The 25119-nt window shown below is 73.5% G+C and carries 25 protein-coding genes and 1 pseudogene; 11 read left to right on the top strand and 15 right to left on the bottom strand.

Annotated features, from left to right (window positions below; genetic code table 11):
- Positions 1-32: 32 nt before the first annotated feature.
- Both BMY40_RS20425 and BMY40_RS20420 read right to left on the bottom strand, forming a co-directional pair.
- The gene (locus BMY40_RS20425) at positions 33-698 is read right to left on the bottom strand and encodes a response regulator (protein WP_093661768.1); all 666 of its coding nucleotides are present in this window, start codon (positions 696-698) and stop codon (positions 33-35) included.
- Positions 695-1723, bottom strand: a complete 1029-nt coding sequence (locus BMY40_RS20420) for a HAMP domain-containing sensor histidine kinase (protein ID WP_093661766.1) — start codon at positions 1721-1723, stop codon at positions 695-697. Before BMY40_RS20420 ends, BMY40_RS20425 begins: the two co-directional genes overlap by 4 nt.
- Positions 1724-2062: 339 nt before the next feature.
- Between BMY40_RS20420 and BMY40_RS20415 the strand changes: the two genes are divergently transcribed.
- Together BMY40_RS20415 and BMY40_RS20410 are read left to right on the top strand one after the other, a co-directional pair.
- Complete coding sequence (locus tag BMY40_RS20415; protein WP_093661704.1) at positions 2063-2389, top strand: TraR/DksA C4-type zinc finger protein; 327 nt, start codon at positions 2063-2065, stop codon at positions 2387-2389.
- A gap of 96 nt (positions 2390-2485) precedes the next feature.
- Positions 2486-2896: a TraR/DksA family transcriptional regulator gene (locus BMY40_RS20410; protein ID WP_093661702.1), complete on the top strand. Its 411-nt coding sequence runs from the start codon at positions 2486-2488 to the stop codon at positions 2894-2896.
- A gap of 109 nt (positions 2897-3005) precedes the next feature.
- Here the strand turns inward: BMY40_RS20410 and BMY40_RS20405 are convergent, their stop codons facing one another.
- A complete protein-coding gene (locus tag BMY40_RS20405) occupies positions 3006-4196 on the bottom strand; it encodes a cystathionine gamma-synthase (RefSeq protein WP_093661764.1) in 1191 nt (396 codons plus the stop codon).
- Between the two features lie 38 nt (positions 4197-4234).
- Between BMY40_RS20405 and BMY40_RS20400 the strand changes: the two genes are divergently transcribed.
- Both BMY40_RS20400 and msrA read left to right on the top strand, forming a co-directional pair.
- Complete coding sequence (locus BMY40_RS20400; RefSeq protein ID WP_093661700.1) at positions 4235-5437, top strand: hypothetical protein; 1203 nt, start codon at positions 4235-4237, stop codon at positions 5435-5437.
- Between the two features lie 96 nt (positions 5438-5533).
- Complete coding sequence (gene msrA, locus BMY40_RS20395; RefSeq protein ID WP_093661698.1) at positions 5534-6193, top strand: peptide-methionine (S)-S-oxide reductase MsrA; 660 nt, start codon at positions 5534-5536, stop codon at positions 6191-6193.
- Positions 6194-6283: 90 nt separating this feature from the next.
- Here msrA and BMY40_RS20390 read toward each other — a convergent pair whose 3' ends face one another.
- Together BMY40_RS20390 and BMY40_RS20385 are read right to left on the bottom strand one after the other, a co-directional pair.
- Complete coding sequence (locus BMY40_RS20390; protein ID WP_093661696.1) at positions 6284-6754, bottom strand: NUDIX domain-containing protein; 471 nt, start codon at positions 6752-6754, stop codon at positions 6284-6286.
- 3 nt (positions 6755-6757) lie between these two features.
- Positions 6758-6973 (bottom strand): annotated as a pseudogene (locus BMY40_RS20385) (XRE family transcriptional regulator); the annotation flags it as partial.
- A 137-nt stretch (positions 6974-7110) separates the two neighbouring features.
- Here BMY40_RS20385 and BMY40_RS20380 point away from each other — a divergent pair.
- A complete protein-coding gene (locus tag BMY40_RS20380) occupies positions 7111-7407 on the top strand; it encodes a YrhB domain-containing protein (RefSeq protein WP_093661694.1) in 297 nt (98 codons plus the stop codon).
- A 122-nt stretch (positions 7408-7529) separates the two neighbouring features.
- Positions 7530-7955 carry a PLD nuclease N-terminal domain-containing protein gene (locus tag BMY40_RS20375; protein WP_093661692.1) on the top strand — a complete coding sequence of 142 codons (426 nt, stop codon included), beginning with the start codon at positions 7530-7532 and terminating at the stop codon, positions 7953-7955.
- 43 nt (positions 7956-7998) lie between these two features.
- On the opposite strand, the gene BMY40_RS20370 is transcribed toward BMY40_RS20375, so the two are convergent.
- From BMY40_RS20370 to BMY40_RS20355, 4 genes are all read right to left on the bottom strand, one after another.
- Positions 7999-8634 carry a DUF2690 domain-containing protein gene (locus tag BMY40_RS20370; RefSeq protein WP_107436784.1) on the bottom strand — a complete coding sequence of 212 codons (636 nt, stop codon included), beginning with the start codon at positions 8632-8634 and terminating at the stop codon, positions 7999-8001.
- 181 nt (positions 8635-8815) lie between these two features.
- Positions 8816-9358 carry a type 1 glutamine amidotransferase domain-containing protein gene (locus BMY40_RS20365; RefSeq protein WP_093661688.1) on the bottom strand — a complete coding sequence of 181 codons (543 nt, stop codon included), beginning with the start codon at positions 9356-9358 and terminating at the stop codon, positions 8816-8818.
- Between the two features lie 271 nt (positions 9359-9629).
- Positions 9630-12971: a S8 family peptidase gene (locus BMY40_RS20360; protein ID WP_342745083.1), complete on the bottom strand. Its 3342-nt coding sequence runs from the start codon at positions 12969-12971 to the stop codon at positions 9630-9632.
- A 518-nt stretch (positions 12972-13489) separates the two neighbouring features.
- Positions 13490-14770: a L,D-transpeptidase gene (locus BMY40_RS20355; RefSeq protein ID WP_093661686.1), complete on the bottom strand. Its 1281-nt coding sequence runs from the start codon at positions 14768-14770 to the stop codon at positions 13490-13492.
- A gap of 408 nt (positions 14771-15178) precedes the next feature.
- On the opposite strand from BMY40_RS20355, the gene BMY40_RS20350 reads away from it, so the two are divergent.
- Positions 15179-15502, top strand: coding sequence for a hypothetical protein (locus tag BMY40_RS20350; RefSeq protein WP_093661684.1), 324 nt, complete (start codon positions 15179-15181; stop codon positions 15500-15502).
- Here the strand turns inward: BMY40_RS20350 and hutH are convergent.
- From hutH to BMY40_RS20325, 5 genes are all read right to left on the bottom strand, one after another.
- Complete coding sequence (hutH, locus tag BMY40_RS20345) at positions 15483-17039, bottom strand: histidine ammonia-lyase (RefSeq protein WP_093661682.1); 1557 nt, start codon at positions 17037-17039, stop codon at positions 15483-15485. The genes BMY40_RS20350 and hutH overlap by 20 nt on opposite strands.
- Before the next feature lie 92 nt (positions 17040-17131).
- Complete coding sequence (locus BMY40_RS20340; RefSeq protein WP_093661760.1) at positions 17132-18340, bottom strand: GGDEF domain-containing protein; 1209 nt, start codon at positions 18338-18340, stop codon at positions 17132-17134.
- A 108-nt stretch (positions 18341-18448) separates the two neighbouring features.
- Entirely contained in the window at positions 18449-19249 is an 801-nt protein-coding gene (locus BMY40_RS20335; protein ID WP_093661758.1) for an enoyl-CoA hydratase/isomerase family protein, read from the bottom strand.
- A 172-nt stretch (positions 19250-19421) separates the two neighbouring features.
- Positions 19422-20420 carry an adenylate/guanylate cyclase domain-containing protein gene (locus tag BMY40_RS20330; protein WP_245770213.1) on the bottom strand — a complete coding sequence of 333 codons (999 nt, stop codon included), beginning with the start codon at positions 20418-20420 and terminating at the stop codon, positions 19422-19424.
- 217 nt (positions 20421-20637) lie between these two features.
- Positions 20638-21516, bottom strand: coding sequence for a biotin--[acetyl-CoA-carboxylase] ligase (locus BMY40_RS20325; RefSeq protein ID WP_093661678.1), 879 nt, complete (start codon positions 21514-21516; stop codon positions 20638-20640).
- An 81-nt stretch (positions 21517-21597) separates the two neighbouring features.
- Here BMY40_RS20325 and BMY40_RS20320 point away from each other — a divergent pair, with 81 nt between their 5' ends.
- The 4 genes from BMY40_RS20320 (at position 21598) to BMY40_RS20310 (ending at position 24369) form a co-directional block, all read left to right on the top strand.
- Positions 21598-23241 carry an acyl-CoA carboxylase subunit beta gene (locus BMY40_RS20320; RefSeq protein ID WP_245770199.1) on the top strand — a complete coding sequence of 548 codons (1644 nt, stop codon included), beginning with the start codon at positions 21598-21600 and terminating at the stop codon, positions 23239-23241.
- A 29-nt stretch (positions 23242-23270) separates the two neighbouring features.
- Positions 23271-23486, top strand: coding sequence for an acyl-CoA carboxylase subunit epsilon (locus tag BMY40_RS20315; RefSeq protein ID WP_093661674.1), 216 nt, complete (start codon positions 23271-23273; stop codon positions 23484-23486).
- 101 nt (positions 23487-23587) lie between these two features.
- Complete coding sequence (gene mmpB, locus BMY40_RS29165) at positions 23588-23707, top strand: morphogenic membrane protein MmpB (protein ID WP_410536839.1); 120 nt, start codon at positions 23588-23590, stop codon at positions 23705-23707.
- Positions 23708-23754: 47 nt separating this feature from the next.
- Positions 23755-24369: a nucleoside triphosphate pyrophosphatase gene (locus BMY40_RS20310; RefSeq protein WP_093661672.1), complete on the top strand. Its 615-nt coding sequence runs from the start codon at positions 23755-23757 to the stop codon at positions 24367-24369.
- Here the strand turns inward: BMY40_RS20310 and BMY40_RS20305 are convergent.
- Positions 24350-24850 (bottom strand): hypothetical protein, encoded by a 501-nt coding sequence (locus BMY40_RS20305; protein ID WP_093661670.1) that lies wholly within the window; start codon positions 24848-24850, stop codon positions 24350-24352. The genes BMY40_RS20310 and BMY40_RS20305 overlap by 20 nt on opposite strands.
- Positions 24851-25119 lie beyond the last annotated feature (269 nt).

The raw sequence follows: 25119 nt of genomic DNA, 5'->3' as shown, positions 1-25119 counted from the left end.
TCCCGCATCCCCCGGCGGGCGCGGAACCGGGATCAGGGCTCGATCAGCCCCGCGCGGATCGCGTAGCGGGTCAGCTCCAGGCGGTCGCGCAGCCCGAGCTTGTGCAGCATGTTCGCACGGTGCCTCTCCACCGTCTTGACGCTGATGACCAGTGTCTCGGCGATCTCCTTCGAGGAGTGGCCCTCGGCGACCAGTTTGAGGACCTCCTCCTCCCGCGCGGTGAGCACCCGTTCGGGGACGTCCCCGCCCTGCCGGACGCGGTCGAGGTAGCTGCGGATCAGCGCGGTGACCGCACCCGGGTAGAGGAACGGCTCGCCGCGCATCGCCGCCCGGCACGCCTCCACCAGGTCCCGGTCGGCCACCGACTTCAGCACGTATCCCGAGGCCCCCGCCTTGAGCGCCTCGAAGAGGTACTGCTCGTTGTCGTACATCGACAGGATCAGGATGCGCAGACCGGGATGGCGGGCGGACAGCTCCCGCGCCGCCTGCAGACCGGTCATACGGGGCATGGCGACGTCGAGGACGGCCAGGTCGACGGGGTGCTCGCGGGCCGCGGCGACGGCCTCGGCACCGTCGCCGGCCTCGGCGACGACGCTCAGGTCCGGTTCGCCGTCGAGGATGAGCCGCACCCCGCGGCGCACCAGTGCGTGGTCGTCGGCGAGCAGGATGCGGGTGACGGCGGGCTCGGGCGCGTTCACGCGGCCGCCTCCTCTCCGGTCGTGTTCGTGCCGCCGGTCGTGTTCGTGCCGCCGGCCGGCGGTGCCGCGCACGGGGGCCCGCCGTCCACGGGCACCGCCAGGCGTACCCGGGTGCCGCCCTCCGGCGCCGGGCCGATGTCCAGGTCCGCGCCGACGAGCAGCGCGCGCTCCCGCATGCCGCGGATCCCGGCGCCCTCCCGGGCGGAGCCGATGCCCCGGCCGTTGTCGCACACGCTCAGCACCACCCCGCCGGCGGTGCGCCGCAGCCGCAGCTCGACGCTGTCGGCACCGGCGTGGCGGGCGGCGTTGGTCAGGCTCTCCTGGGCGACGCGGTACAGGACCAGCTCCCGCTCGCCGTCCAGCGGCGGCAGCCCGCCGCCGAAGCGGCGGCGCACCGTCAGCCCGGTGTGGGTGGAGTAGTCGGCGGCCAGCGCGGTGAGGGCGCTGACCAGGCCGAGGTCCTCCAGCACGCCGGGGCGCAGCCTGCGCGCCAGCCGCCGCACCTCGTCCAGGCTGCCGCGGGTGGTCTCCTGGGCGTGCTGGAGTTCGGCGCGCAGCTCCTCGTCCGGGGTGCGGTCGGCCGCCCGCTTCAGTTCCAGCAGCACGGCCGTCATGCTCTGGCCGACCTCGTCGTGGAGCTCCTGGGCGATACGGCGGCGCTCGGCCTCCTGCGCGGACAGCACCCGGGCGCTGCTGGCGGCCCGCTCGGCCTCCAGCCGGTCGAGCATGTCGTTGAAGGTGCGGATCAGATCGGCCACCCCGCCGTGCCCGGCCACCGGCAGCCGGTGGCCGGGCCTGAGCAGGTCGACCTCGGTCATCAGCCGGGTCAGCCGTTCCAGCGGCGCCAGGCCGACGCGCAGCAGGGCGGCGTTGGCCACCAGCATCACGGCCAGGCCGGTGACCAGGACGACGGCCTCGGTGAGCAGCACCGGCACCGAGACGGTCACCGGCGCCCACAGCAGCAGCGCCGTGGCCGCACCGAGCACCAGGGCGTTGAGCCCGAAGATCCGCCAGAACAGGGACACGGCGTGCACTTCCTCCTCGATCACCTGCGTCCCCACCACTATCCGCCACCGGCGCGGTCCGACCGGCCTCGCCCGGCCCTCCCCGCCAGCCTGCCGCGGCGGGGCGGCGCGGTCGATCGGTGGCACGGGCCATCCCTTCCGGGTCCGGCTCCTCTCCCCCATCCGGTGCGTGCAGCCCTCCCCCACCCCGGAATGGGTGACACCACCGATGGACCGCACGCGGCGCGCCGTCCATGGTGGGAGCGCAGGGGCGCGTGGCCCCTCTTCGGGGACGGGCCGCGCGCCCTCCCGTATGCCATCGGTCTCCCTCACCCTCAGCCCGGAAGGAACACGACCGCGATGACGATCGACGCGGGCCGCTCCGCGGACCCTCCCGAACGCCTCCGGGCGCACGACGTGCGCCTGCGCCTGGAACACGAGCGCGACTCCCGCCTCTCCCAGCTCGACGCCGTCGAGGAGGCCGCGGACCAGGCGTCCGCGGACCTGCTGGCCGTCCGGACGGACGCCGTACGCCGGGTGCTGGGGGAGATCGACCTGGCGTTCGCCCGGCTGGAGAACGGCACCTACGGAGTCTGCGAGGGCTGCGGCAGCGCCATCCCCGCCGAGCGGCTGGAGATCCTGCCGTACGCGAGCCGCTGCGTCGGCTGCCAGCAGCGCACCACCTGACGCCATGGGGGGCGCCGGGGCGTGGACACCGTACGCCCGCGCCCCCCGTGACGCCCGCCCCCGCGTACCATCCGCGCCCGCAGAGGACGTGACCCATTGAACGACCAGGCCGCCGGCGTCCACGACGCCGCCCTCACCCAACGGGAACTGGCCGCGCTGCGCGAGGACCTGGAGGAGCAGCGCCGCTTCCGCCTCGACCAGTTGCGGGAGTTCGGCCGCCACCGGCCCGTCTCCCCCTCCGCTCCCCGGCAAGGGCCCGCCCGGGCCGGGACGGCGCGGGCGGATACGGCGCGGGCGGATACGGCGCGGGCCGAGATCGACGCCCGGCTCGCGGAGTCCGCCCGGATGGTGCTGGCGGACGTGGAGGCCGCTCTGGAACGGATGGACCGGGGCGGCTACGGACGCTGCCTGCTGTGCTCCCGCCCCATCCCCGCGCGGATGCTGGAGATCGTCCCGCAGACCCGGTACTGCGCGCACTGCCGGCGGACCGGAGAGACGCGGCGGTGACACCGGGGGGCGCCGCCCCTCCACCTCCCGTACAAGACGGCGGGGACCGCGGCCTCCGCCGCGATCCCCGCCGAGTTCAGTCCGGCCCGTCCGGCCCGTCCGGCCCGGTTCAGCCGAGTGCCTGCGCCAGATCCGCCACCAGATCATCGGCGGCCTCGATGCCGACCGACAGGCGCACCAGGTCCGAGGGCACCTCCAGCGCCGAGCCCGCCGCCGAGGCGTGCGTCATCCGGCCCGGGTGCTCGATCAGGGACTCCACACCGCCCAGCGACTCCCCGAGCGTGAACAGCTCCGCCCGGTTGCACACCTCGACCGCCGCCTCCTCGCCCCCGGCGACACGGAAGGAGACCATGCCGCCGAAGTCGCGCATCTGCTTGGCCGCCACCTCGTGCCCGGGGTGCGTCTCCAGCCCCGGGTAGTACACCTGGGCGACCTTGGGGTGGGAGACGAGCAGTTCGACGACCCGCGCGGCGTTGGCGCAGTGCCGGTCCATGCGCACCGCCAGCGTCTTGACACCGCGCATCACCAGCCAGGAGTCGAACGGCCCGGCGATGGCCCCCATCGCGTTCTGGTGGAAGGCCAGTTCGTCGCCCAGCCCGGTGTCGGCGGTGATCAGCGCACCGCCGACCACGTCGGAGTGGCCGCCCATGTACTTGGTCGTGGAGTGCACCACCACGTCCGCGCCGAGCGCCAGCGGCTGCTGGAGGTAGGGGCTGGCGAAGGTGTTGTCCACCACCAGGCGGGCGCCCCCCGTACGGGCCACGTCGGCCAGCGCCGCGATGTCGGCGATGCCCAGCAGCGGGTTGGACGGCGTCTCCACCCACACCGCCTTCGTACGCGGGCGCAGCGCGGCGCGTACGGCCGCCGGATCGGAGGAGTCCGCCACGTCCCACTCCACGCCCCACCGCTCGGCGACCTTCGCGAAGAGCCGGAAGGTGCCGCCGTAGGCGTCGTTCGGGATGACGACGTGGTCGCCGGGGGTGAGCAGGGTCCTCAGCAGGCAGTCCTCGGCGGCCAGTCCGGAGGCGAAGGCCAGCCCGCGCCGGCCGCCCTCCAGCGCGGCGAGGTTCTCCTCCAGGGCGCTGCGGGTCGGGTTGGCGCTGCGGCTGTACTCGTAACCGCCGCGCAGGCCCCCCACCCCGTCCTGTTTGAACGTGGAGACCTGGTGGATCGGCGGCACCACCGCTCCGGTCGCGGCGTCGGGCTCCTGCCCGGCGTGGATGGCGAGGGTCTCGAAGTGCTGCGCCGGGGTCCGCGCGGTGTTCCGCGCCTCGTCCCGTGCTGCGTGCTCGTCACTCATGGCCACGAGCCTAGTACCGCGGGCCGTACGGTGGAGGTATGGAAGCCCTGCTGTTCCTCATCGCCATCGCCGCCGTCGTCGGGCTGCTGATCGTGCCCGCGGTCCGCCGCCGCCGGGAGCTGAACGGCTCCGGGGGCTCCCCCGGGGTCCGGGCCGCCGGCGATCCGGACCGCTACGGCCTCGTACCGCCGGAACGGCTCGACGTGAGGCTGCCGGGCCCCGACCCGGAGCTGGTCGAGGCACTGGAGGAGACCCAGCGGACCCAGGACTGGCAGCCCGTCGCCCGGCTGCTCGCCCTGACCGGCGACGACTGGGAGCTGCGCTGGCAGCGCGTGCAGTCGCTGGCGGGCGCCGCGGCCGTGGAACTGGCGCGCTCGCGCACCACCCCCGCGCCCCCCGAGGCTCCGGCGGGCCCGGCCCCCTCGGCGGACCAGCCCCCCTCCCTCACCAAGGAGCAGCCGGCCCCCGCGCCCGCCCCGGACGCGCGCTGGCTGCGGAACTGGCGCACCGCCTCCCCGCGCGACGCCGGCTGCGCACAGGTGTACGCGCAGTTCCTGGTCTGGCAGGCGCTGGGCGACACCGGCTCGGCCGACCGGCGGATCATCCTGGAGGAGGCCCGCGAGATCGCCCGCGAGGCGATCCGGCTCGCCCCGGCCGACCCCACCGCGTACATCACCGACCTGTTCGCCGCCCGCGCCCTGGGCGTGCGCCGCCCCGAGTTCGAGGAGCGGTGGGAGGAGGTGCGCAGGCGCGCGCCGCACCACATGGGCGCGCACCTGGTGGCGCTGCCGTACTGGTCCGCCAAGGGCCACGGTTCCAAGGAGGACGCCTACGCCTTCGCGCAGCGCGCCGCGGGCGAGGCCCCCGAGGGCAGCCTGCTGCCGGCCCTGCCGCTCTTCGCGGTCTACGACCACCTGCCGGAGGCCAACATGGTGCGCGGCCTCTACCGGAGCGCGGTGGTGGAGCAGGCCGTCGAGGGCGCGCGGTACGCCCTGCACCACGCCCCCGCAGACCATCCCGTCGCCCCGCACGTGCGCCATCTGCTGCTGTGCTTCCTGGTGCGCGCCGAGCGGTACGCGGAGGCCGTGGAACAGGTGCGGGCCGTCGATGGTTATGTCGGTGCGCTGCCCTGGGTCGACGGCGGCGACCCGGTGGCGGAGTACGCGGCGTACCGCGCCCTGGCGGTCGCCGGCTACGAGAGCCTGGGCGGCGACGCCGCGCACACCCCGCCGGCGCACTGAGACGTACGACGGCGTACGGCGGACGACACACGCCGTACGCCGCCCGAGGCGGCACCGGGCCCACCGGGCCCGCCGAGGCCACGAGGAGAGTTGAGCATGCTGTTCGGCCACTTCAAGAAGTCCCTCCCGACGGCGGAGGAGGCCCTCAAGGGCCGCCCGGAGCGCCCCTACACCGTCCCCGAGACCCACACCGTCCTGGGCAACCCCCTGCTGGGCCCCTACCCGGAGGGGCTGGAGACCGCCGACTTCGGCCTGGGCTGCTTCTGGGGCGCGGAGCGGAAGTTCTGGCAGACCGACGGGGTGTGGACCACCCTGGCGGGCTATCAGGGCGGTCACACCGAGAACCCGACGTACGAGGAGGTCTGCTCGGGTCTGACCGGCCACACCGAGGCCGTCCGCGTCGTCTTCGACCCCTCGAAGGTCACATACGAGGAGCTGCTGCGGGTCTTCTGGGAGTCCCACGACCCCACCCAGGGCTTCCGCCAGGGCAACGACGTGGGCACCCAGTACCGCTCGGCGGTCTACACCCACTCCCCGGAGCAGGAGGCCGCGGCCAAGGCGTCCCGCGACTCCTACCAGGCCGTCCTGACCTCCTCCGGCTACGGCGAGATCACCACGGAGATCCTCCCCGCCGGTCCCTTCTACCCTGCCGAGGCCTACCACCAGCAGTACCTCGACAAGAACCCCGGCGGCTACTGCGGCATCGGCGGCACGGGCGTGAGCTGCCCGGTGGGCGTGGCCCGGGCCGAGGGCTGAGCCCCGGGTCGGCCGCTGCCCCGGCCACGTCACCGCGATGCCCCCGGCCTGCCCGCACAGGACCGGGGGCATCGTCGTCTCCCTTGCGTGTCAGCCGAGGTAGGGCCGGTCGCGGTGCTCCAGGAAGTGCCGGAGCCTGAGGCGCTGGGTGTGGTGCATGGGCAGGGAGTCGATCTCTCCGGGTGGCACGAACCGCAGCTCGGTGGACTCGTCCGAGATCGCCGGTTCGCCCCCGGTGACGCGGGCGGTGAAGCAGACGTTGAACTGCCGCCGGACCTCGCCGTCGCTGTAGGCGATGACGTGGCGGGGGTCGGTGTAGGTGCCGACCAGGCCGGTGATCTCCACGTCGAGTCCGGTCTCCTCCTGCACCTCGCGCACGGCCGTGCCCGGCAGGGAGTCGGTCATCTCCATGCCCCCGCCGGGCAGGGCCCACAGATCGTTGTCTCGGCGGCGCTGGAGCAGGATGCGGCCCTCCTCGTCGGTGACGACGGCGGAGGCGGCGACGACCAGGCTGTTGGGTTCGGGGGCGTCGGGGTCGTCGTAGTACTCGGTCCGTGCCATGCCTCACTCTTCCCGTACCGGTGTCGCCGTCGCCCAGACGGCGTCGAAGCTCTGCGCGTAGGTCCCGAAGACCTTGCCGCTGTCGTGGCGGCGCAGGTGCCACACGGGCGCCCCGTAGGCGTTGACACCCCACACGTGGGCGTTGACCAGCATCTGGCCGTCTGCCCGGTAGAGGGAGTTGTAGAGCGTGGTCCCGTCCGTGCGCCGGAACGGCCCCGGGGGGCGCGGGCCGGTCGTATCGTCCTATGCTGCGCGCAGTCATGGCGGTGCGGCCGTCCGGAAGCGGGTTCACGCCGTCCGAGCGCCGGGGTCCGCCGGTTCCCCGAAGGTTCTGAGCGACACCAAGGAGACTTCCAGTGCTCTCACGGGACGAAGCCATCGGCTCGGCACGCCGGTTCCTCGACGAGGCGTTCCCCGAGGGGGAGTTCACGATCGTCGTACAGCCCGAGCTGACGCAGGAGCACCCGGTGGCGTGGGCGGTTCGGTTCGACTCGCAGGAGCACATCGACACCGGGAACATGGCGCTGGCGCCTTTCGTCCGCGTGGTGGTCGTGCCCAAGGACGGCAGCGGGCCGCACTTCCCCCCGACCCACCAGCCCCTCGGCGAGTACCTGGGGGAGCTGGCCAGGGACACCTACACCACCGGCGCCTGACGGGCTGTCGCCCGAGGACGGACGCACCCCCCGGCGGCGGCGCCGGAGGCGGCCACTAGTGTGTGCCCCCGTCATCGGGGCGCCCGGCGCGCCCCGCCGGGTCTGTGGGGGTTGTTCTCGTCGTGCTCAGGTATCTGCCGTTCCTCCTCGTGCTGGCGTTGTGGATCTACGCGTTCATCGACTGCCTGCTGACGCCGGAGGAGGAGGTGCGGCACATACCCAAGCCGGCGTGGGTCCTCATCGTCCTGTTCTTCGGCCAGGTGCTGATCGGCCCGATCGCCTGGTTCGCGGTGGGCCGGGCGCGGCGCACCCACCAGGCGCGCCGGTACGGCAGCACGCCCTCCGAGTGGCACCGCAATCACCGGGGTGTGCCCGCGCCGCAGAAGGCTCCCGACGACGACCCGGAGTTCCTGCGGTCGCTGCGCGAGGACAACCGGAGGGACGAGTCCCTGCTGAAGGACTGGGAGGCGGACCTGCGCCGCCGCGAGGAGGAGCTCCGGCGGCGCGGCAGCGGCACGGGCGGCGAGGGCGACGCGTCGCGGGGCTGAGCGCCCGCCGGGCGGCGGTGAGCCCGGGCGCCGGTGCCCGGGCTCACGGCACGTCCTCGTCCGTCGCCGTCACGCAGGCGCGGGGCCAGCGGGGCTTCCCCTCCGCCGCGTCGGCGTCCACGCACGCCGTCAGCTCGAACTCCCCGGAGGCGGGGACCATCCGCGTGTAGGCGTCGTGCCCGAACTCCACGTTGTCCACCGCCACCTTGTCGTCGGCAGTGGTGATCCGCACCCTGTCGCCGATCGCGGCCTGGCGGATCCGCCCCCACGCCGCCTCGCAGACGGCGCTGTATCTGATCTGCAGGCTCACCGGTTCCGTCCGCTCCGCCAGGGTGACCACCTCCGTGTCGCAGCCCGGTTCCTTGGGGTCCAGGTGGAGGCAGGTCGCCCCGGAGCAGCTCTCGCTCGGGACCGGTATCTGTTTGCCGTCGGCGGGAGGCGTCACCGCCTTCGGCGCGTCGCCTCCCCAGACCTTCTCCACCACCACGGGTGTGAGGGCTCCCAGGAGGGTGATCAGGAGCGCTCCCATCAGCGTCTGCGGGCTGTGCCGGGAGGCCCGGTCCGCCAGCCGCCGCCACCGCGGCCGCCGGGCGGGCGGGTCCCCGGGGGTGCCGGGTTCGGGCGGGGCGGTGTCCGGCGCTCCGCGCTCCGGGGAGCGCGCCTCGTCGCGGTCGGTCACGCCGTCTCTCCTCTCGTCCATGTGCGGTGCGGGGGTACAACGTGGTTTTTCCCGCACCGTTCGTCACCGAGGGGGAACGGCGGATCACTTTCGGCCAGATGTTCTCGGCCCGGAGCGGACGCGCGCGTGGGCCGCCCGCGCGCGGCGGGCAGCCCACACCGGGCGGGGCCGTGTGGCGGGGTCAGGCCGAGACGGTCTGGAACTCCCGCACGAACGCCTCGTTGAACGCCTTGAGGTCGTCCGGCTTGCGGCTGCTGATCAGGGTGTTCGGTCCTTCGGTGCAGACGGAGACCTGCTCGTCGACCCAGTTGGCGCCGGCGTTGCGCAGGTCGGTCTTCAGGCTCGGCCAGGAGGTGATCTTCCTGCCGCGCACCACGTCCGCCTCGACCAGCGTCCACGGGCCGTGGCAGATCACCGCCACCGGCTTGCCGGTCTGGAAGAACTCCCGGACGAAGGAGACGGCGCTGTCGTCCGTCCGCAGGAAGTCGGGGTTGGCGACGCCGCCGGGCAGTACCAGCCCGTCGTAGTCCTCGACCGCGGCCTGGCCGACCTGCTTGTCCACCTCGAAGGTGTCGGCCTTGTCGAGGTGGTTGAAAGCCTGGATCCGCCCGCCGGTGGTGGACAGCAGGCTCGGGGTGCCCCCGGCGTCGATCACGGCCTGCCACGGGTCGGTCAGCTCGATCTGCTCCACGCCCTCGGGGGCGACGAGAAAGGCGACCTTCACTTCTGCCACGTCCTTTCGGCAGCTCGGGTCCTCGGTGCATGCTCTGTACTCCCCCGTACTCGGGTACGGGTTTCCGCCGGAAGCCGTCCTATGCCGCTTTCCATGCCTTTCCGGGCAGAACGTTCCCGTTCTCCGGCCGGGAACGCGGACGGCCCGCCGGAGCGGATGCTCCGGCGGGCCGCCGCCCGTGTCGCGGGCCGCCCTGTCACCGGTGGCTCATGCTTGTCACCGGCGGCTCATGGGCACGGTGTCGCCCGGGTGACCGCGGAGGTCACCTGGTGCGGTAGGCGTTGACGATCGTCTGGGACAGGGTGTTGCCCTTCTTGTCCTTCACGTTCGCCTTGAAGGAGACCGTCCCCTTCCTGCCGGGGTTCTTGAAGGTGATCTTCCCCTTCCTGACGGTGGTCTTCTTCCAGTTCTTGCCGCCGTCGAAGGAGACGTGGACGGTCAGCGACTTCAGGTTCTTGCCCGCGGCCGATCCCTGGACGGTGACCGGTACCGGCATGGTGGCCTTCGCCTTGGCCGTGCCGTCCAGGGCCAGCTTCGGCGTGAAGCGCACCGCCGTCGCCGGGAGGGCGGTCTCCTGGGAGGTGCGGGCCGAGGTGAAGGTGTAGGAGGCGCTCACCTTGGTGCTCAGCCTGGAGACCTCACCGCGGCTGAGGGTGGTGACCAGCTTGTACTGCGCCTTGCCCTTGGGGAGGGTGAAGCCGGTGTAGTCGAGGATCTCCTTCTCCTCGGCGTACTTCTTGCCGTTGCGGTACAGGGTCGTCCGCGCCGAGTCGTACAGGCTGTCGCCGTGGTTGCCGGCGCCGTCCGCGAGCGGGTTCAGCGTGCCGTAGAGGTCGTCGCCGTCGCGGAAGATGCCGCTGTACTCGTCCAGGTGGGGCCCGAAGACGCCGTTGTTGAAGGTGCGCTCGTAGGTCCTGCCCGCGGTGTACTTCCGCTCGTCGGCGTAGTAGCCGGCCTCGAAGTCGCCCTTGGCGTCGAACTGCATGAAGTACTGCGACCACCGGGCGCCCTTGGCCTTGACGTAGACCGTGGTGGTGCGCGGGAGCTTGCGCTCGGCCCCGGTGAACGAGCCCGTGTGGGACGGCACGGTGGCCAGGACGCCGAGGCGGCCGGGGACCGAGGCGCCCTGCCGGACGTTCAGCCTGGCCATCTCCGACTTCTCGGTGTGCGTCTTCAGGCCTGTGTAGAAGCCGCCCTCGCGGACGTGGAAGGTGTTGTAGTCGGTGTCCTTGCGGGTCCACACGGTACTGGCGGTCGAGGTGGCCTCGACGCGGCCCGTGCCGCCGACCTGCGCGGTGCGCAGACCCCGGTCGCCGTCCCCCGTGCCGCCGTAGACGCCGACGAAGCCGTCGTCGCCGAGGGCGCCGGTGTACTCGACGGACAGGTCGATCTGCTTCGCCTTGCGGTCCGGCACCGTCATCCTCACCTCCTTGGCCTTGCGGGCGTCGAAGGTGAGGGTGGTGTCACGGTCGAGCTCGACCGCCGGGGCCATGAGCCAGTCGCTGCCCTCGTACTCCTCCTCCGTGCTGCCCGGCAGGGCGATGTCGGTGGACAGGACGTAGGTGCCCTTGGGCGCCCGGACGGTGGTGGTGCCGTCCTTGCCCGTCAGGCTCTTGAACATGTCGGTCCGGTAGCCGATGAGCATGCTGCTCCACAGGGGAGCCGGCCTGCCGTCGCGGCCGAGGGTGCGCACGGTCAGGTCGTAGGACTCCACCTCGCGGTCGACGGCGCCCGCGGTACGGACGCTCTGGCCGCCGCCGGTCGCGGTGACGGCCACGCTGTAGCCGCCGTTCACGCTGCCGCCGAGCCGGGTGTCGGCGGTGATGCCGACCGCGGCCGTACCGCCCGCGGGGACGGTGACCTCGTCGGCGGCCAGGGTGAACATGCCCTTGGGCGCGGCCTTGCCCCGGGGGCCGGTGCCGGTGGCGGTCAGGGAGAGGGTGACGTCCTCGGTGCCCAGGTTGCGGTAGGTGATGTCCTTGGTGATCGGCTTGTCGTCGCCGTGCGGCCACTGGGCGGTGCCGAAGGCGATCGACACCGGTTCGGCGACGATCGTCTGCTTCAGCGCCTTGTTCACGTCGGCCCGGCCGGATCCCTGCTGGAAGGCGGAGTAGCCCTTGCCTGGCTTGGTGGAGGCCGTCAGCGCGCCCTTGATCCGCTCGCCGGTCCAGTCGGGGTACCGCTGGGCCAGCAGTGCCGCCGCGCCCGCGACGTGCGGGGTGGCCATGGAGGTGCCGGAGATGGAGACGTAGCCGGCGGCGACCGGGTCGCCCTCCTGCTCGACGATGCTGCCCTTGGCGGCCGCGGCGCCGATGTCCACGCCGGGGGCGGTCAGGTCGGGCTTGACCGCGCCGTCTCCGGTGCGCGGGCCGATGGAGGAGAAGTCGGCGAGCGCGTCCTGCTTGTCCACGGCGCCGACGGTCAGCGCGGCGTCCGCGCTGCCGGGGCTGGAGATGCTGGAGGCGTAGGGGCCCTCGTTGCCGGCGGCGATGACGAAGAGGGCGCCGCTGTCCCGCGACAGCCGGTTGACGGCGTCCTCCATCGGGTCGATCTCGGGGGTGTCGCCGCCGCCGAGGCTGAGGTTGACCACCTCGGCGCCCTGTGCGACGGCCCACTCCATCCCGGCGATGATCTCGGAGTCGTTGCCGTAGCCGTCGTCGTCGAGGACCTTGGCGTTGAGCAGCTTCGCGCCGGGGGCCACGCCCTTGTACCGGCCCTTGGACTTCGCTCCGGAGCCGGCCGCGATGGAGGCGACGTGGGTGCCGTGCCCGTAGCGGTCCCTGGTGTCCTCGGAGGCGGAGAAGTTCTTCTCCGCGGCTATCCGTCCGGCGAAGTCGGGGTGGGCGGCGTCGATGCCGGTGTCGAGGACGGCGATGGTGACGCCCTTGCCGTCGTAGCCGGCCTTCCAGGCCGCCGGGGCGCCGATCTGCGCGGTGCTCTTGTCGAGCGCCGCCTTGCGGATGCCGTCGAGGGAGACGGTGGCGACTCCGGGCGCCGCCGCGAGCTGTCCGGCCGTGGACGGGCGGGTCAGGGCCTTCCACGCGTCGGCGGCCCGGTTCTCGGCGACGGCCAGCGCCTCGCCGTTGACCGACCGGAGGGTGGCGCGCACGGTCGGGTCGGCCTCTGCGTGGAGTTCGGCCCTGGCCGCGGGCTTCGCGCCGCGGTAGGTGACGATGACCGGTACGTCGGTGCCGGTCCTGTCGCGGTACTGCCCGCGGCTCAGCTCTGTGACGTCGAACAGCCGCCGGTCGAGCCTGCGTTCGGCGATGAGCCGGGTGACGTCCTGCGGGATCACATAGGTGTGGCCCTTGGTGCGGACGACCCGGACGGGTACGTCCTCGCGTCCTTCGGCGCGGACCATCCCGGTGACCCTGCCGCGCCGGTCCAGCACGACCCGGTCGCCGGTGACGAGGGTGACGGAGTGCCGGCCGCGCTCGGTCCGGTCGGCCTCCTGCGGTGAACCGGCCCGGGACGGCTGTGCGTTCGGGGCGTCGTTCGGACCGCTCTTCGGGGCGGCGGACGATGCGGTGGTCAGCCCCATCGTCAGTGCGACGGCCACGGCGGTGGCTATCGCGGCGGCGCCCGCTCTCTTGCGTTGTGTCAATTTTCCCCCTGGTGAGTTCATCACCATGCGTGGGGGACCCCTGCGGCCCCCCGGCGCGATCAGTCTGCGGGAGGCCGGGACGCCCGCACCATACGGCCTCGTATGGGACAGGTGTTCTGGGTGTGACGCCGCGCCGGTCCCCCTCGGTCCGGGTGGTCGGCGCGGGCACTTCCGGCTCTCGCGACGGTGAGGACGCTCCCGGGGCTCCTCCGGGTTCACCTTCGGTCCGGTCTTCTGCGACATCCCCCGTGATTTTTCCCTTTCATGGTTTTCCGGGGTCCGGCCGCGGACCGCCCGGCGAGGGCCGCGGGAGACGGCGGGAGACGGCGGAAGGCGGCGGAAGGCGGCGGAAGGCGGCGGAAGGCGGCGGAAGGCGGCGGAAGGCGGCGGAAGGCGGCGGAAGGCGGCGGAAGGCGGCGGGGAACGGCGCACCGCGCCGTTCCCCGCCGCCTTCCGGTGGAGCTGTGCCCGGGAGCGGGGGATGCCGTCAGCGGGCCGTCACGGGGCCCTGGAGGGGATCAGAGGGCGGATCCGGCCTTCCAGTCCTCCCAGGACATGTTCCAGCCGTTGAGGCCGTTGTCCGGGGTGATCTGCTTGTCGGGCGAGTTCTTGACCACGACCACGTCGCCCAGGAGCGAGTTCTCGAAGAACCAGGCGCCGTCCTGGCTGGGGTCGTTCGCTCCCTGGACGTCGTTCAGTCCGACGCAGCCGTGGCTGGTGTTGACGTTGCCGAAGACCGAGTCGGCGCCCCAGTAGTTGCCGTGGATGAAGGTGCCGGAGGTCGACAGCCGCATGGCGTGCGGCACGTCGGGGATGTCGTACTCGCCCTTGCCGTCGTCGTCGGTGAAGCCGACGGTCGCGCCGTTCATCCGGGTCTCCTTGTACTTCTCGGAGATCACCATCTGGCCGTTGTAGGTCGGGGTCTCGGGCGCGCCCGCGGAGATCTTGAAGGTCTTGACGGTCTTGCCGTCCCGGACGACCTTCATGGTCTTGGTCTTCACGTCGACCGTGCTGACCTGCGAGCGGCCGACGGTGAAGCTGAAGCTCTTGTCCTGGACGCCGGTGATGCCGTCGGAGCCCTCGACGCCGTCGAGGTTGAGGTCGACGGTGACCTTGGAGCCGGCCTTCCAGTAGTCCTTGGGCCGGAAGTCCAGGCGGGTGTCGCTGAACCAGTGGCCCACGACCTCCTGGCCGCTGGTGGTGTTGACCTCGATCGCGGCCTGGACGTCCTTCTTGTTGGCGATGCCCTTGTCGAAGTTGATGGAGACGGGCATGCCGACGCCGACGGTCGAGCCGTCCTCGGGCGTGAAGTAGCCGATGAAGCTGCTCTCGGGCGAGACCGTGGTGAAGGTGGAGTTCTCCAGCGCCTTGCGGCCCTCGGCGTCCTCGGCCTCGGCGGAGATCGTGTACCGGGTGGCGCGCTCCAGCTGGCCGTTGGGCTTCCAGCCGCTGCCGTCGGCCGCGAGGGTGCCCTCGACCTCCTGGCCGGTCGCGGTGGCCTTCATCGTCACCGAGGTGAGCTTGCCGCCCTTCACCTCCACCCGGGCCGCGTGGATGCTGGCGTTGTCCGCGCCGTTCTTGGGCTTGATGACTATTCGGGCCTCGGAGGACTTCTCCGCCGCCGCCCTGTCCACCTGGGCCTGCCCCTTGTCCGGCTTCTTCGCGGAGTCGGCGTCGGAGTCGCCGCCGCTGCCGCTCTCACCCCCGCACGCCGACAGTGTGAGCACTCCACTGAGCAGCGCGGCCGCCGCCACGACACCCCTGCGGCGCTTGCCGTCCCTCATCACACGCTTCTCCATCCGCTTACGAACCTCTGGCTCCCCGTTCCGCGTCCCACGCCGTCCGGTGAAGGCGAAGCGGGACGTCCACCCCACGGCCGCACGTACGAGAACGCGAGGGAACTGTGACCCGTTCCACCCAGGGTAAGACTGTGGGGTAAGACACCCTTCCGTCACCAGGGGTTGCACTGGCGGGCGGGAATTCCCCCGCGGTTCCGGATCGTTACCGGCAGGCCCGCTCCCTGTGACACCCGATCACATCACAGCACTTTCCTCCTGTCACGGCGCTTATATGGCAATGTGACCGATTTCGCATGAGATGGCCGCGCGGCGGGGGCCGCGGACGCCGACCGCCCTTCACGCGGCCCCCCTCCCGTCGTTAGCATCGGTCGCAGCACCGCCTGTCCGCTGTACCGAGGGGGCCCTTCCGTGCGAGCACACCGTCGACCGCTGGTGACCGCCGCCGTCGCGGGCGGCCTCCTGTGCGGTCTGTGGTTCGTACCGTCCGCGAACGCCACCGGCGACGGCGAGCCGGCCGCAGCCGCCTCCCGGGCTCAGGCCGGGGCGCAGGTCCAGACCCAGGCCCAGACCCAGACCGGTTCCGGGGGCGAGGTGCTGCTGGCCGACACCGGCAGCTTCGACACCACGCCCTACCTCGTCGGCGGCCTCGGCTTCCTCGGCGCGGGCGCCGCCCTGCTGGTCAGCGCCCGCGTCCGCGCCGGCCGCGAGGGTCTCACGCCAGCGGCCCGGTGACGGCCTCGGCCGCCGCCACCAGCCCTCCCCCGCGGACGAACGCCTCCGCCGCCGCCAACTCCGGCGCCAGATAACGATCTTCCCCCGGGCCCCGCACCCCGGCCTCGCGCGCCGCGGCCACCACCGCCGAGGCGGCGGGCGAGGGGGTCAGCCCGTCCGCCGCGCGCAGCTCGACCGCGCGGGCGGCGGCGCACAGCTCCACGGCCACCACGCGGGTCAGCCCGTCGACGGCGGTGCGCAGCTTGCGGGCGGCCGACCAGCCCATCGAGACGTGGTCCTCCTGCATCGCCGAGGACGGGATCGAGTCCACCGAGGCCGGGACCGCCAGCCGCTTCATCTCGCTGACCAGGGCGGCCTGGGTGTACTGGGCGATCATCAGCCCCGAGTCCACGCCCGCGTCGCCCGCCAGGAAGGGCGGCAGCCCGTGGCTGCGGTTGCGGTCCAGCAGCCGGTCGGTGCGGCGCTCGGAGATGGAGGCCAGGTCGGCCGCGGCGATGGCGAGGAAGTCCAGCACGTAGGCGACCGGAGCGCCGTGGAAGTTGCCGTTGGACTCCACCCGCCCGGTCTCGGGAAGCACCACCGGGTTGTCCACGGCCGCCGCCAGCTCCCGCTCGGCGACGGTGCGGGCGTGCGCCAGGGTGTCGCGCCCGGCACCGGCGACCTGGGGGGCGCAGCGCACCGAGTAGGCGTCCTGCACGCGCGGGGCGTCGTCCTGGTGGTGGCCGGTGAGCCCGGAGCCGGCCAGGACCTTGAGCATGTTGGCGGCGGAGGCGGCCTGGCCGGGGTGGGGGCGGACGGCGTGCAGCTCGGGCGCGAGCACCCGGTCGGTGCCCAGCAGCGCCTCCAGGGTGAGGGCGGCGGTGATGTCGGCGCAGGTGAACAGCCGGGCGAGGTCGTCGCAGGCCAACACCAGCATGCCGAGCATGCCGTCGGTGCCGTTGAGGAGGGCCAGCCCCTCCTTCTCCCGCAGTTCCACGGGGGCCGGCCCGTGCTCGGCCAGCAGCTCGGCCACCGGCCGCACCCGCCCGTCGGGGCCCTCGGCCTCCCCCTCGCCCATCAGCGCCAGCGCGCAGTGCGACAGCGGCGCCAGGTCGCCGGAGCAGCCGAGCGAGCCGTACTCGTGGACGACGGGCGTGATGCGCGCGTTGAGCAGGTCCGCCATGGCACGGGCCACCTCGGGCCGCACCCCGGTGCGGCCCGAGGCCAGCGTCTTCAGCCGCAGGAACATCAGCGCCCGCACCACCTCGCGCTCCACGCGCGGGCCCATGCCTGCGGCGTGCGAGCGGACGATGTTGCGCTGGAGCTGCACGCGCAGCCCGGCGGGGATGTGGCGCACGGCCAGGGCACCGAAGCCGGTGGAGACGCCGTAGACGGGGTCGGGGGCCGCGGCCAGGTCGTCGACGATCCGGCGGGCGGCGGCGAGGGCGGCCAGCGCCTCGTCGGACAGTTCGACGCGGGCCAGGCCGCGGGCGACGGCGACGACGTCCTCGGCGGTGGTGCCGGAGGGGCCGATCACCACGCGGTTCTGCATATCCATATTCAGGAACACTAAAGAGTGAATCGAGTTCTGTCACGACCTTGCCGGGACCGCGCCGGTCCACGTGAGCCGCCGGGTCCGCGCACCGGTGCTCACACGTCCAGGCCGCGCAGCCGGCGGCGGTCGCCCGGAGCCCCGATCCGCCCCTGCTCGGCCTGGTCCGCCAGGCGGACCACGGCGTCCCCGGCGCAGCCCGCACCGCCCTCTCCCCCGGCCTCCCCGGCGTCCGCTCCGCCCTCGCGCCCGGCCACCACCGGCTTGTCGGTGCGGGCGGCCTTGGCCCGGTACTGGGCGGCGTCGGCGAGGCGGAACAGCCGGCGGGCCGAGCGGACCGGGCCTATCGGGTCGCCCGTCGAGGCGACCCCGCAGGCCACCCCCTGCCCGGTCTCCAGCTCCGCGGCCCGGCGGCACACCTCGTCCGCCACCCGGACCACCTCGTCCGCCGACGGCCCCACCGCCAGCAGGCAGAACTCGTCCCCGCCCAGCCGGGCGGCCAGGGTGTCCGGGAGCATCGCGCCGCACAGGGACAGCACCGAAGCGAAACGTTCCAGCAGCCGGTCGCCCGCCTCGTGGCCCAGCACGTCGTTGACCCTCTTGAGCCCGTTGACGTCGCAGACCAGCAGGCTGACCACCGTCCCGTCCGCACGGTGCCGCTCCAGCGCCTCGTCCAGCCCCACGTCCACCGCCCGGCGGTTCGCCAGGCCGGTGAGGGGGTCGGTGAAGGCCAGCCGGCGCACCTCCTCCAGCCGCTCGGTCTGGGCGATCCCGGCCGCGATCACCGACGCCAGCGCCTCGGCGAAGTCCGCGTCGGCACGGTCGAAGACCGGCTGCCCGATCTCGCGCGCCACGTACAGCTCGCCCCACGCCCGCCCGTCCACGACGACCGGGGCGATCACGCAGCAGCCCCGCCCCCTCCGGCGCAGCGCCGACGGCCGCCGCTCGTGGGGCGCCCCGGGTCCGTACCGGGACGCCCGGCTCCCGCCGGAGGCCGTCTCCACCCAGGCGCGCGTCCCGGCCCCCGGGCCGCTCCCGGGGCGCAGGCCGGTGATCTCGGGGAAGTCGTGGACCGGGTACGTCTCGTCCTCGGGGAACTCCTCCTCGTCCCCGCGCCGCTCGCCGGCGTTCACCAGCACCCGCAGCAGGCCGCGCTCGCGCTCCCAGACGGACAGGGCCGCGAAGGAGCCGCCCAGCGCGGCCCGCGCGCCCTCGGCGGCCGTGCGGGCGAGGTCGCGCAGGGTGTGGGCGGCGGCCATCTCCTGCGCCAGCCCCACCACGGTCCTCAGCCGCGCGTCGTCACCCATGCCGTACCCGATCCACACGACCCAGGTTATGGGCCTTCACTCCGGGTCGCCGACCGGCTCGCACCGGCCCGCTCCGGCTCACCGGGCTCGTGCCCGCTCAACTCCGGGTCACTCCCCCGGCCAGCGCGGGGCCCGCTTCTCGTTGAAGGCGGCCACGCCCTCGGCCCGGTCGCCGGAGAACGCCACCGAGCGCCAGGCCGCGTCCTCGACCTCCAGACCGGCGCGCAGGTCCATCCCCCATCCGGTGCGCAACGCCCGCTTGGCCGCCCGCAGGCCCACCGGGGAGTTGGCGGCGATGCGCCGGGCCAGCTCCAGCGCCTCGGCGCGGTCCTCGCCGCGGGCCGCCAGACGGTCGACCAGACCCAGCTCACGGGCCTCCTCGGCCTCCACCCTGCGCGCGGTGAAGATCAGCTCGGCGGCGCGGGCGGCGCCCACCCGGCGCGGCAGCAGCTGGGTGCCGCCGCCGCCGGGGATCACCCCGACCGACACCTCCGGCAGGCCGACCACCGCGGTGGGGTCGGCGACGATCAGGTCGCAGGACAGGGCCAGCTCGAAGCCGCCGCCGAGCGCGAACCCGTGCACGGCCGCGATCGTCGGCACCGGCAGCTCCAGCACCCCGGTGTAGGCGGCGCGGGCGTACGGCCGCTGCCGGGACAGGTCGGCGTCGCTGAAGGAGTTGCGCTCCTTCAGGTCCGCGCCCACGCAGAAGGCCCGCTCGTGGGTGGAGGAGAGCACCACGGCGCGCACCCGCCGGTCCGCGGCGAGCGCGGCGCAGGCGTCCCCGATGTTGCGGGCCATCTCGGTGGAGACGGCGTTCATCGCCTTCGGCCGGTCCAGCACCAGCTCGGCGACGTGCCCGTCCGGCTCCCGCCGCACCGCGACCCACTCGCCGAACCGCTCCTCGCCCACGCCCTCGCCCTCGCGCACGCTCACGTCGTCCACACAGCCCTTCCGGTTAACGATCGCTCACTGGTGTACGGGCGCATCATGCCATCCGCCCCGCCCGGCGGTCAGGGGGCGAGCGGCGGACGACGGGCGTGCGCAGGGGCGGGGGGGAAGGGGAGGGGAGGCGGGACGGCGGTCAGGATCCGGAGGGGCGGCGGGTCAGCAGCCAGGGCTCGATGACGCCGAGACCGCGTACCGGGCGCTGGTAGAGGGGACGGAGCGCGAAGCGGTACGACGCGCCGGCGTCCGTCTCCTTCTCCGACTCCGGCGCCTCCCCGGCGGCGACCAGCTCGGCGCGCAGCGCGCCGTCCACCAGCACCGCGTCCTTGGGCGCTATCGAGGTCAGCCGGCTGGCCAGGTTGACCGTGTTGCCGAAGACATCGCCCATCCGGGTGGTGACCGTGCCCAGGGCCATGCCCACCCGCAGCTCGGGCATCGTCGCGTCGTTGGCCAGGGTCTCGATCAGCCGCAGCCCGATCTCGGCCGCGGTGCCCGCGTCGTCGGCGACGTAGAGCACCTCGTCGCCGAGCGTCTTGATCAGCCGGCCGCCGTGCGCGGCGACCAGGTCGGCGGCGGTGGTCTCGAACGCCTCGACCAGCTCGCCCAGCTCCTCCTCCTCCAGCCGGCGCGTCAGCCGGGTGAAGCCGACCAGGTCGGCGAAGGCGACCGCCAGGCGCCGGTCCACCATCTCCTCGTCGTCGGCCGCCTGCACCACCCGGCCGGTGGCGGCGGCGAGCTGCCGCCGCCAGACGTACACCAGGAACTCCTGGAGCTCCGGCAGCAGCAGCTCGACCAGCGGGTAGGCCACCTCGGTGCGGGTCATGCCCGGCTCGGGCGGCTCGGTCAGGCCCTCCAGGAAGGAGTCGATCTGCCACTCGGCCAGCCGCGCGGTGGTCTGCCCGGTGGACCGCGCCACCTGCACCGCCATCGCCTCGCTGAGCAGCCCCGCCTCCACCAGGCCGGCCAGCCGCCGCAGTGCGATCACGTCCGTCTCGGTGAGCGCCTTGGCCTGGCCGATGTCGGCGAACCCCATCGCGCGCCAGAAGCGGGCGGCCAGCTCCATCGGGACGTCGGCGGCGCGGGCCGCCTGGAAGGGCGTGTACTGCCGCCCGGCGCCGAGGATCAGCTGCTCGATGCGGAGCGCGAGGGGGTCCTCCTCCGGATGGGCCGGGTCGCCGGCCGCCTCGCCGTCCGTCGTCGGCTCTTCGGCTGGGGTGCCCGAGTCGTCCACTGCCCTTCCGATCCACTCACTGCCGCCGCGCCCGCCGCGCTGGGTCGACTCAACGATACGGCAGGTGTGCCCTGGCTCACTCTCCCGGCGACCGCCCCCGCGGCCGTCCCGGCGACCGCCCCTACGCCCCCTCCGGACCGGGCCTGAGGTGCACGATGTCGCCCGCGCCCACCGGCTGCTGCACGCCCTCGCCGCCGGCCAGGACCAGCCGTCCGCCGTCGTCCACCGCGACCGCCTCGCCCAGCAGCTCCCGCTCCCCGGGCAGCACCGCGCGCACCCGCCGGCCCAGCGTGGCGCAGCCGGCGGTGTACGCCTCGCGCACCCCGCTCGCCTCCGGGTCGCCGTCCGCGTCCCGCCAGCGGCCGTACCACTCCTGCAGCGAGCGCAGCACCGCGCGCAGCAGGGTGTCGCGGTCGGTGACGCGCGCGCCCGCCAGGGCCAGGGAGCCGGCCCCGGGCACCGGCAGCTCCTCCTCGCGCAGTGTGACGTTGAGCCCGATGCCCAGCACCACGGCGGCGGGGCCGCCGGGGCGCTCGACCCGTTCGGAGAGGATGCCGCCGATCTTGCGCTCCTCGTCCCCGAAGCGCACCAGGACGTCGTTGGGCCACTTCAGCACCACGTCCGCCCCGGCGGTGCGGGACAGCGCGGAGGCGGTGGCGACCCCGGCGAGCAGCGGCAGCCAGCTCCACCGCTCGGCGGGCACCTCGGGGACCAGCACCGCGGAGAGGAACAGCCCCGAGCGGGCGGGCGCCGTCCAGGTGCGCTCCAGCCGCCCGCGCCCGGCCGTCTGCCGCTCGGCGACCAGCACCTGTCCCTCGCGCGCCTCGCCGCGGGCGGCCCGCGCGGCGAGGTCGGTGTTGGTGGAGCCGGTGGAGTCCACCACCTCCAGCGAGGTCCACAGCGATTCGGGCCGCACCAGCGCACGGCTCAGCGAGGCGGCGTTCAGCGGTGGGCGTTCCAGGTCCGACCAGGGATTGTCCGACGGGTCGTTCGGTGTCATGCAAGACAGATTAGGTGTGGCAAACGCCGCACCGCCGGATCACTCCCGCGCCGATACGCTACGAGTCGGTAGCCAGACGCCATGACGACCAGACGCCACGACGAGGAGCCGCAGCCCGTGTCCGAGCAGCAGAGCCCAGCCCCCGAGGACCAGGATCGTCACACGACCGCGGGCAGGATCGCGGATCTGCGACGGCGCATCGAGGAGGCCACGCACGCGGGTTCGGCGCGCGCGGTGGAGAAGCAGCACGCCAAGGGCAAGCTGACCGCCCGCGAGCGGATCGAACTGCTGCTGGACGAGGGCTCGTTCACGGAGCTGGACGAGTTCGCCCGCCACCGCTCGACCAACTTCGGCCTGGACGCCAACCGCCCCTACGGCGACGGCGTCGTCACCGGTTACGGCACGGTCGACGGCCGCCCGGTGGCCGTCTTCTCCCAGGACTTCACCGTCTTCGGCGGCGCGCTGGGCGAGGTCTTCGGCCAGAAGATCGTCAAGGTGATGGACTTCGCGCTGAAGACCGGCTGCCCGGTCATCGGCATCAACGACTCCGGCGGCGCCCGCATCCAGGAGGGCGTGGCCTCCCTGGGCGCCTACGGCGAGATCTTCCGCCGCAACACCCACGCCTCCGGGGTGATCCCGCAGATCTCGCTGGTGGTCGGCCCGTGCGCGGGCGGCGCGGTCTACTCCCCGGCGATCACCGACTTCACGGTGATGGTCGACCAGACCTCGCACATGTTCATCACCGGCCCCGACGTCATCAAGACGGTCACCGGCGAGGACGTCGGCTTCGAGGAGCTGGGCGGCGCCCGCACCCACAACTCCACCTCCGGTGTCGCGCACTACATGGCATCCGGCGAGGAGGACGCGGTCGAGTACGTCAAGGCGCTGCTGTCGTACCTGCCCTCCAACAACCTCTCCGAGCCGCCCGCCTTCCCCGAGGAGGCGGACCTGGAGACCTCCGAGACCGACCGCGAGCTGGACACGCTGATCCCGGACTCGGCCAACCAGCCGTACGACATGCACGACGTGATCGAGCACGTGCTGGACGACGGCGAGTTCCTGGAGACCCAGCCGCTGTTCGCGCCGAACATCCTCACCGGCTTCGGCCGGGTGGAGGGCCACCCGGTCGGCATCGTCGCCAACCAGCCGATGCAGTTCGCCGGCTGCCTGGACATCGACGCCTCCGAGAAGGCCGCGCGCTTCGTGCGCACCTGCGACGCCTTCAACGTCCCCGTGCTGACCTTCGTGGACGTGCCCGGCTTCCTGCCCGGCACCGACCAGGAGTACGGCGGCATCATCCGGCGCGGCGCCAAGCTGATCTACGCCTACGCCGAGGCGACGGTGCCGCTGATCACCGTCATCACCCGCAAGGCGTTCGGCGGCGCGTACGACGTGATGGGCTCCAAGCACCTGGGCGCCGACCTCAACTTCGCCTGGCCCACCGCCCAGATCGCGGTGATGGGCGCGCAGGGCGCGGTCAACATCCTGCACCGCAGGACGCTGGCGGCGGCGAAGGACGACGAGGAGCGCGAGGAGCTGCGGGCCAAGCTCACCGCCGAGTACGAGGACACCCTGCTCAACCCGTACGTGGCCGCCGAGCGCGGGTACGTGGACGCGGTGGTGGTGCCCTCCGAGACGCGCCGCCACATCGTGCGGGGCCTGCGCTCGCTGCGCAACAAGCGCGAGTCGCTGCCGCCGAAGAAGCACGGGAACATCCCGCTCTGACCGCCCGCGACAGCGAGGAGACCGTGACCATGATCAAGGTCGTACGCGGCAATCCGACCCCCGAGGAACTGGCCGCCGCCCTGGCGGTGGTGCGCACCCGGGCCGCGGCTCTCGCGGCGGCGGGGTCCGGCGGGTCCGGCGCCGAGCGCGGCTCGGAGTGGTCGGACCCGGCCCGCACCGTCCCCGGCCGCCGTCTGCCGCACCCGGGCCCGCGGGCCTGGCGGACGGCGTACTGGCCCGCCTGAACCGGCCCGCAACGGGGCGCACGCGCCGCGCACGGGCGGGCGGGGGCGCCTGAGTACGCGTACTCAGGCGCCCCCGCCCGCCGTGGCGCAGGATCGGGAGCATGCTCTGGTCCGACCCGGCCGACGAACCCCCCGAGGAGCTGCGCACCACCCAGGCGATGCTCCGCCGCGCCGGCTGGCTGCTCGCCGTCGCCATGGTGGCGGTCTTCCTGCTGCTGTGAGCGCGGCCCCGGACCGGGGCGGCCGGGAGGCTTCCTAGGATGGGCCCATGGCCCACAACACCGCGCCCCGCCGCCGTCTCGTCCTCGCCTCCCAGTCCCCCGCCCGGCTCGGGCTGCTCCGGCAGGCGGGGATGGCTCCCGAGGTGATCGTCAGCGGTGTGGACGAGGACGCCCTGGACGCCCCCACCCCGGGCGAGCTGGCCCTGCTGCTGGCCGAGGCGAAGGCCGACGCCGTGGCCGGGCGGCCCGAGGCCGCCGGCGCGCTCGTCGTCGGCTGCGACTCGGTGCTGGAGCTGGACGGGCGGCCGCTGGGCAAGCCGGCGGACGCCGAGGAGGCCACCGCCCGCTGGAAGGACATGCGCGGGCGGGCCGGCGTCCTGGTGACCGGGCACTGCGTGGTGGACACCGCCACCGGCCGCCGCGCCTCGGCGACCGCCGCCACCACCGTCCGCTTCGGCGAGCCGAGCGACGAGGAGATCGCCGCCTACGTCGCCAGCGGCGAGCCGCTGCACGTCGCGGGCGCCTTCACCCTCGACGGCCGTTCGGCGCCCTTCGTGGACGGCATCGAGGGCGACCACGGCAACGTCATCGGGCTGTCGCTGCCGCTGCTGCGCCGCCTCCTGGCCGAACTGGGCGTCCCGATCACGGAGCTGTGGGCCTGAGGGGCGGCCCGGCCGGCCCACCCGGCGCGGCGGCCGGTCCACCCGGCGCGTCCGGTTCCCCCGGCGCGCCCCGTTCCGCCGTACGGCCGCGGGGGGCGTAGGCCACCAGGGTCAGCACCAGCAGTCCCAGCACGAGCATCACGGCCGCGAACGCCGCCCAGCCCACCAGCCCGACGGTGAGGGCGCCGACCACCCCGTGCACCACGGCCGCGCCGGCCAGCATCGCGCGGGCGAAGCGGGCGGGGGGCCGGTCGGCCAGCCCCGTACGCAGCAGCAGGCAGGCGCACAGCAGCAGATAGGCGCCGAAGACCGCGCCGCCGATCCAGGTGGAGACGGCCATCAGACGCGGGTCCAGCCCGGCCAGGGACATGTCCTGACGGTCGACCATGAGACCCAGGACCCAGTGCAGCCACCCGGCGCCGGCGGCTTCGGCCGCGAGCACCGCGGCCGCGGTCAGGGCCACCGGTCTTCTGTGCGCCATCCCGTCCCCCACCCGTCGTCCCGTGGGCGCGCGGCGCGCCGCCCCTTCGACAGCGCGCATGCTACTAACGGGTAACGGCTCGGGAAAGACCCCGCACCCCGGCAAAGAATCACCCCGCCGTTCGTAGGAATCCCACAAAAAGTCGGAGACGCTCGCTTCCCGCCTGGACAGTAACCTTGACCACACCGAAGATCTCCAGCCGGATGCGAGATCCCGGCGTACCGTGTACCCACAAGGGATTTGGGCTCCCCGGGTCCCCCGGGATCACA

Origin of the sequence: Streptomyces radiopugnans, assembly GCF_900110735.1 — a bacterium.
Taxonomy (GTDB): Bacteria; Actinomycetota; Actinomycetes; order Streptomycetales; family Streptomycetaceae; genus Streptomyces; species Streptomyces radiopugnans.
The sequence above is the reverse complement of the archived record's forward strand: the minus strand, read 5'-3'. Positions and strand labels throughout refer to the sequence as shown.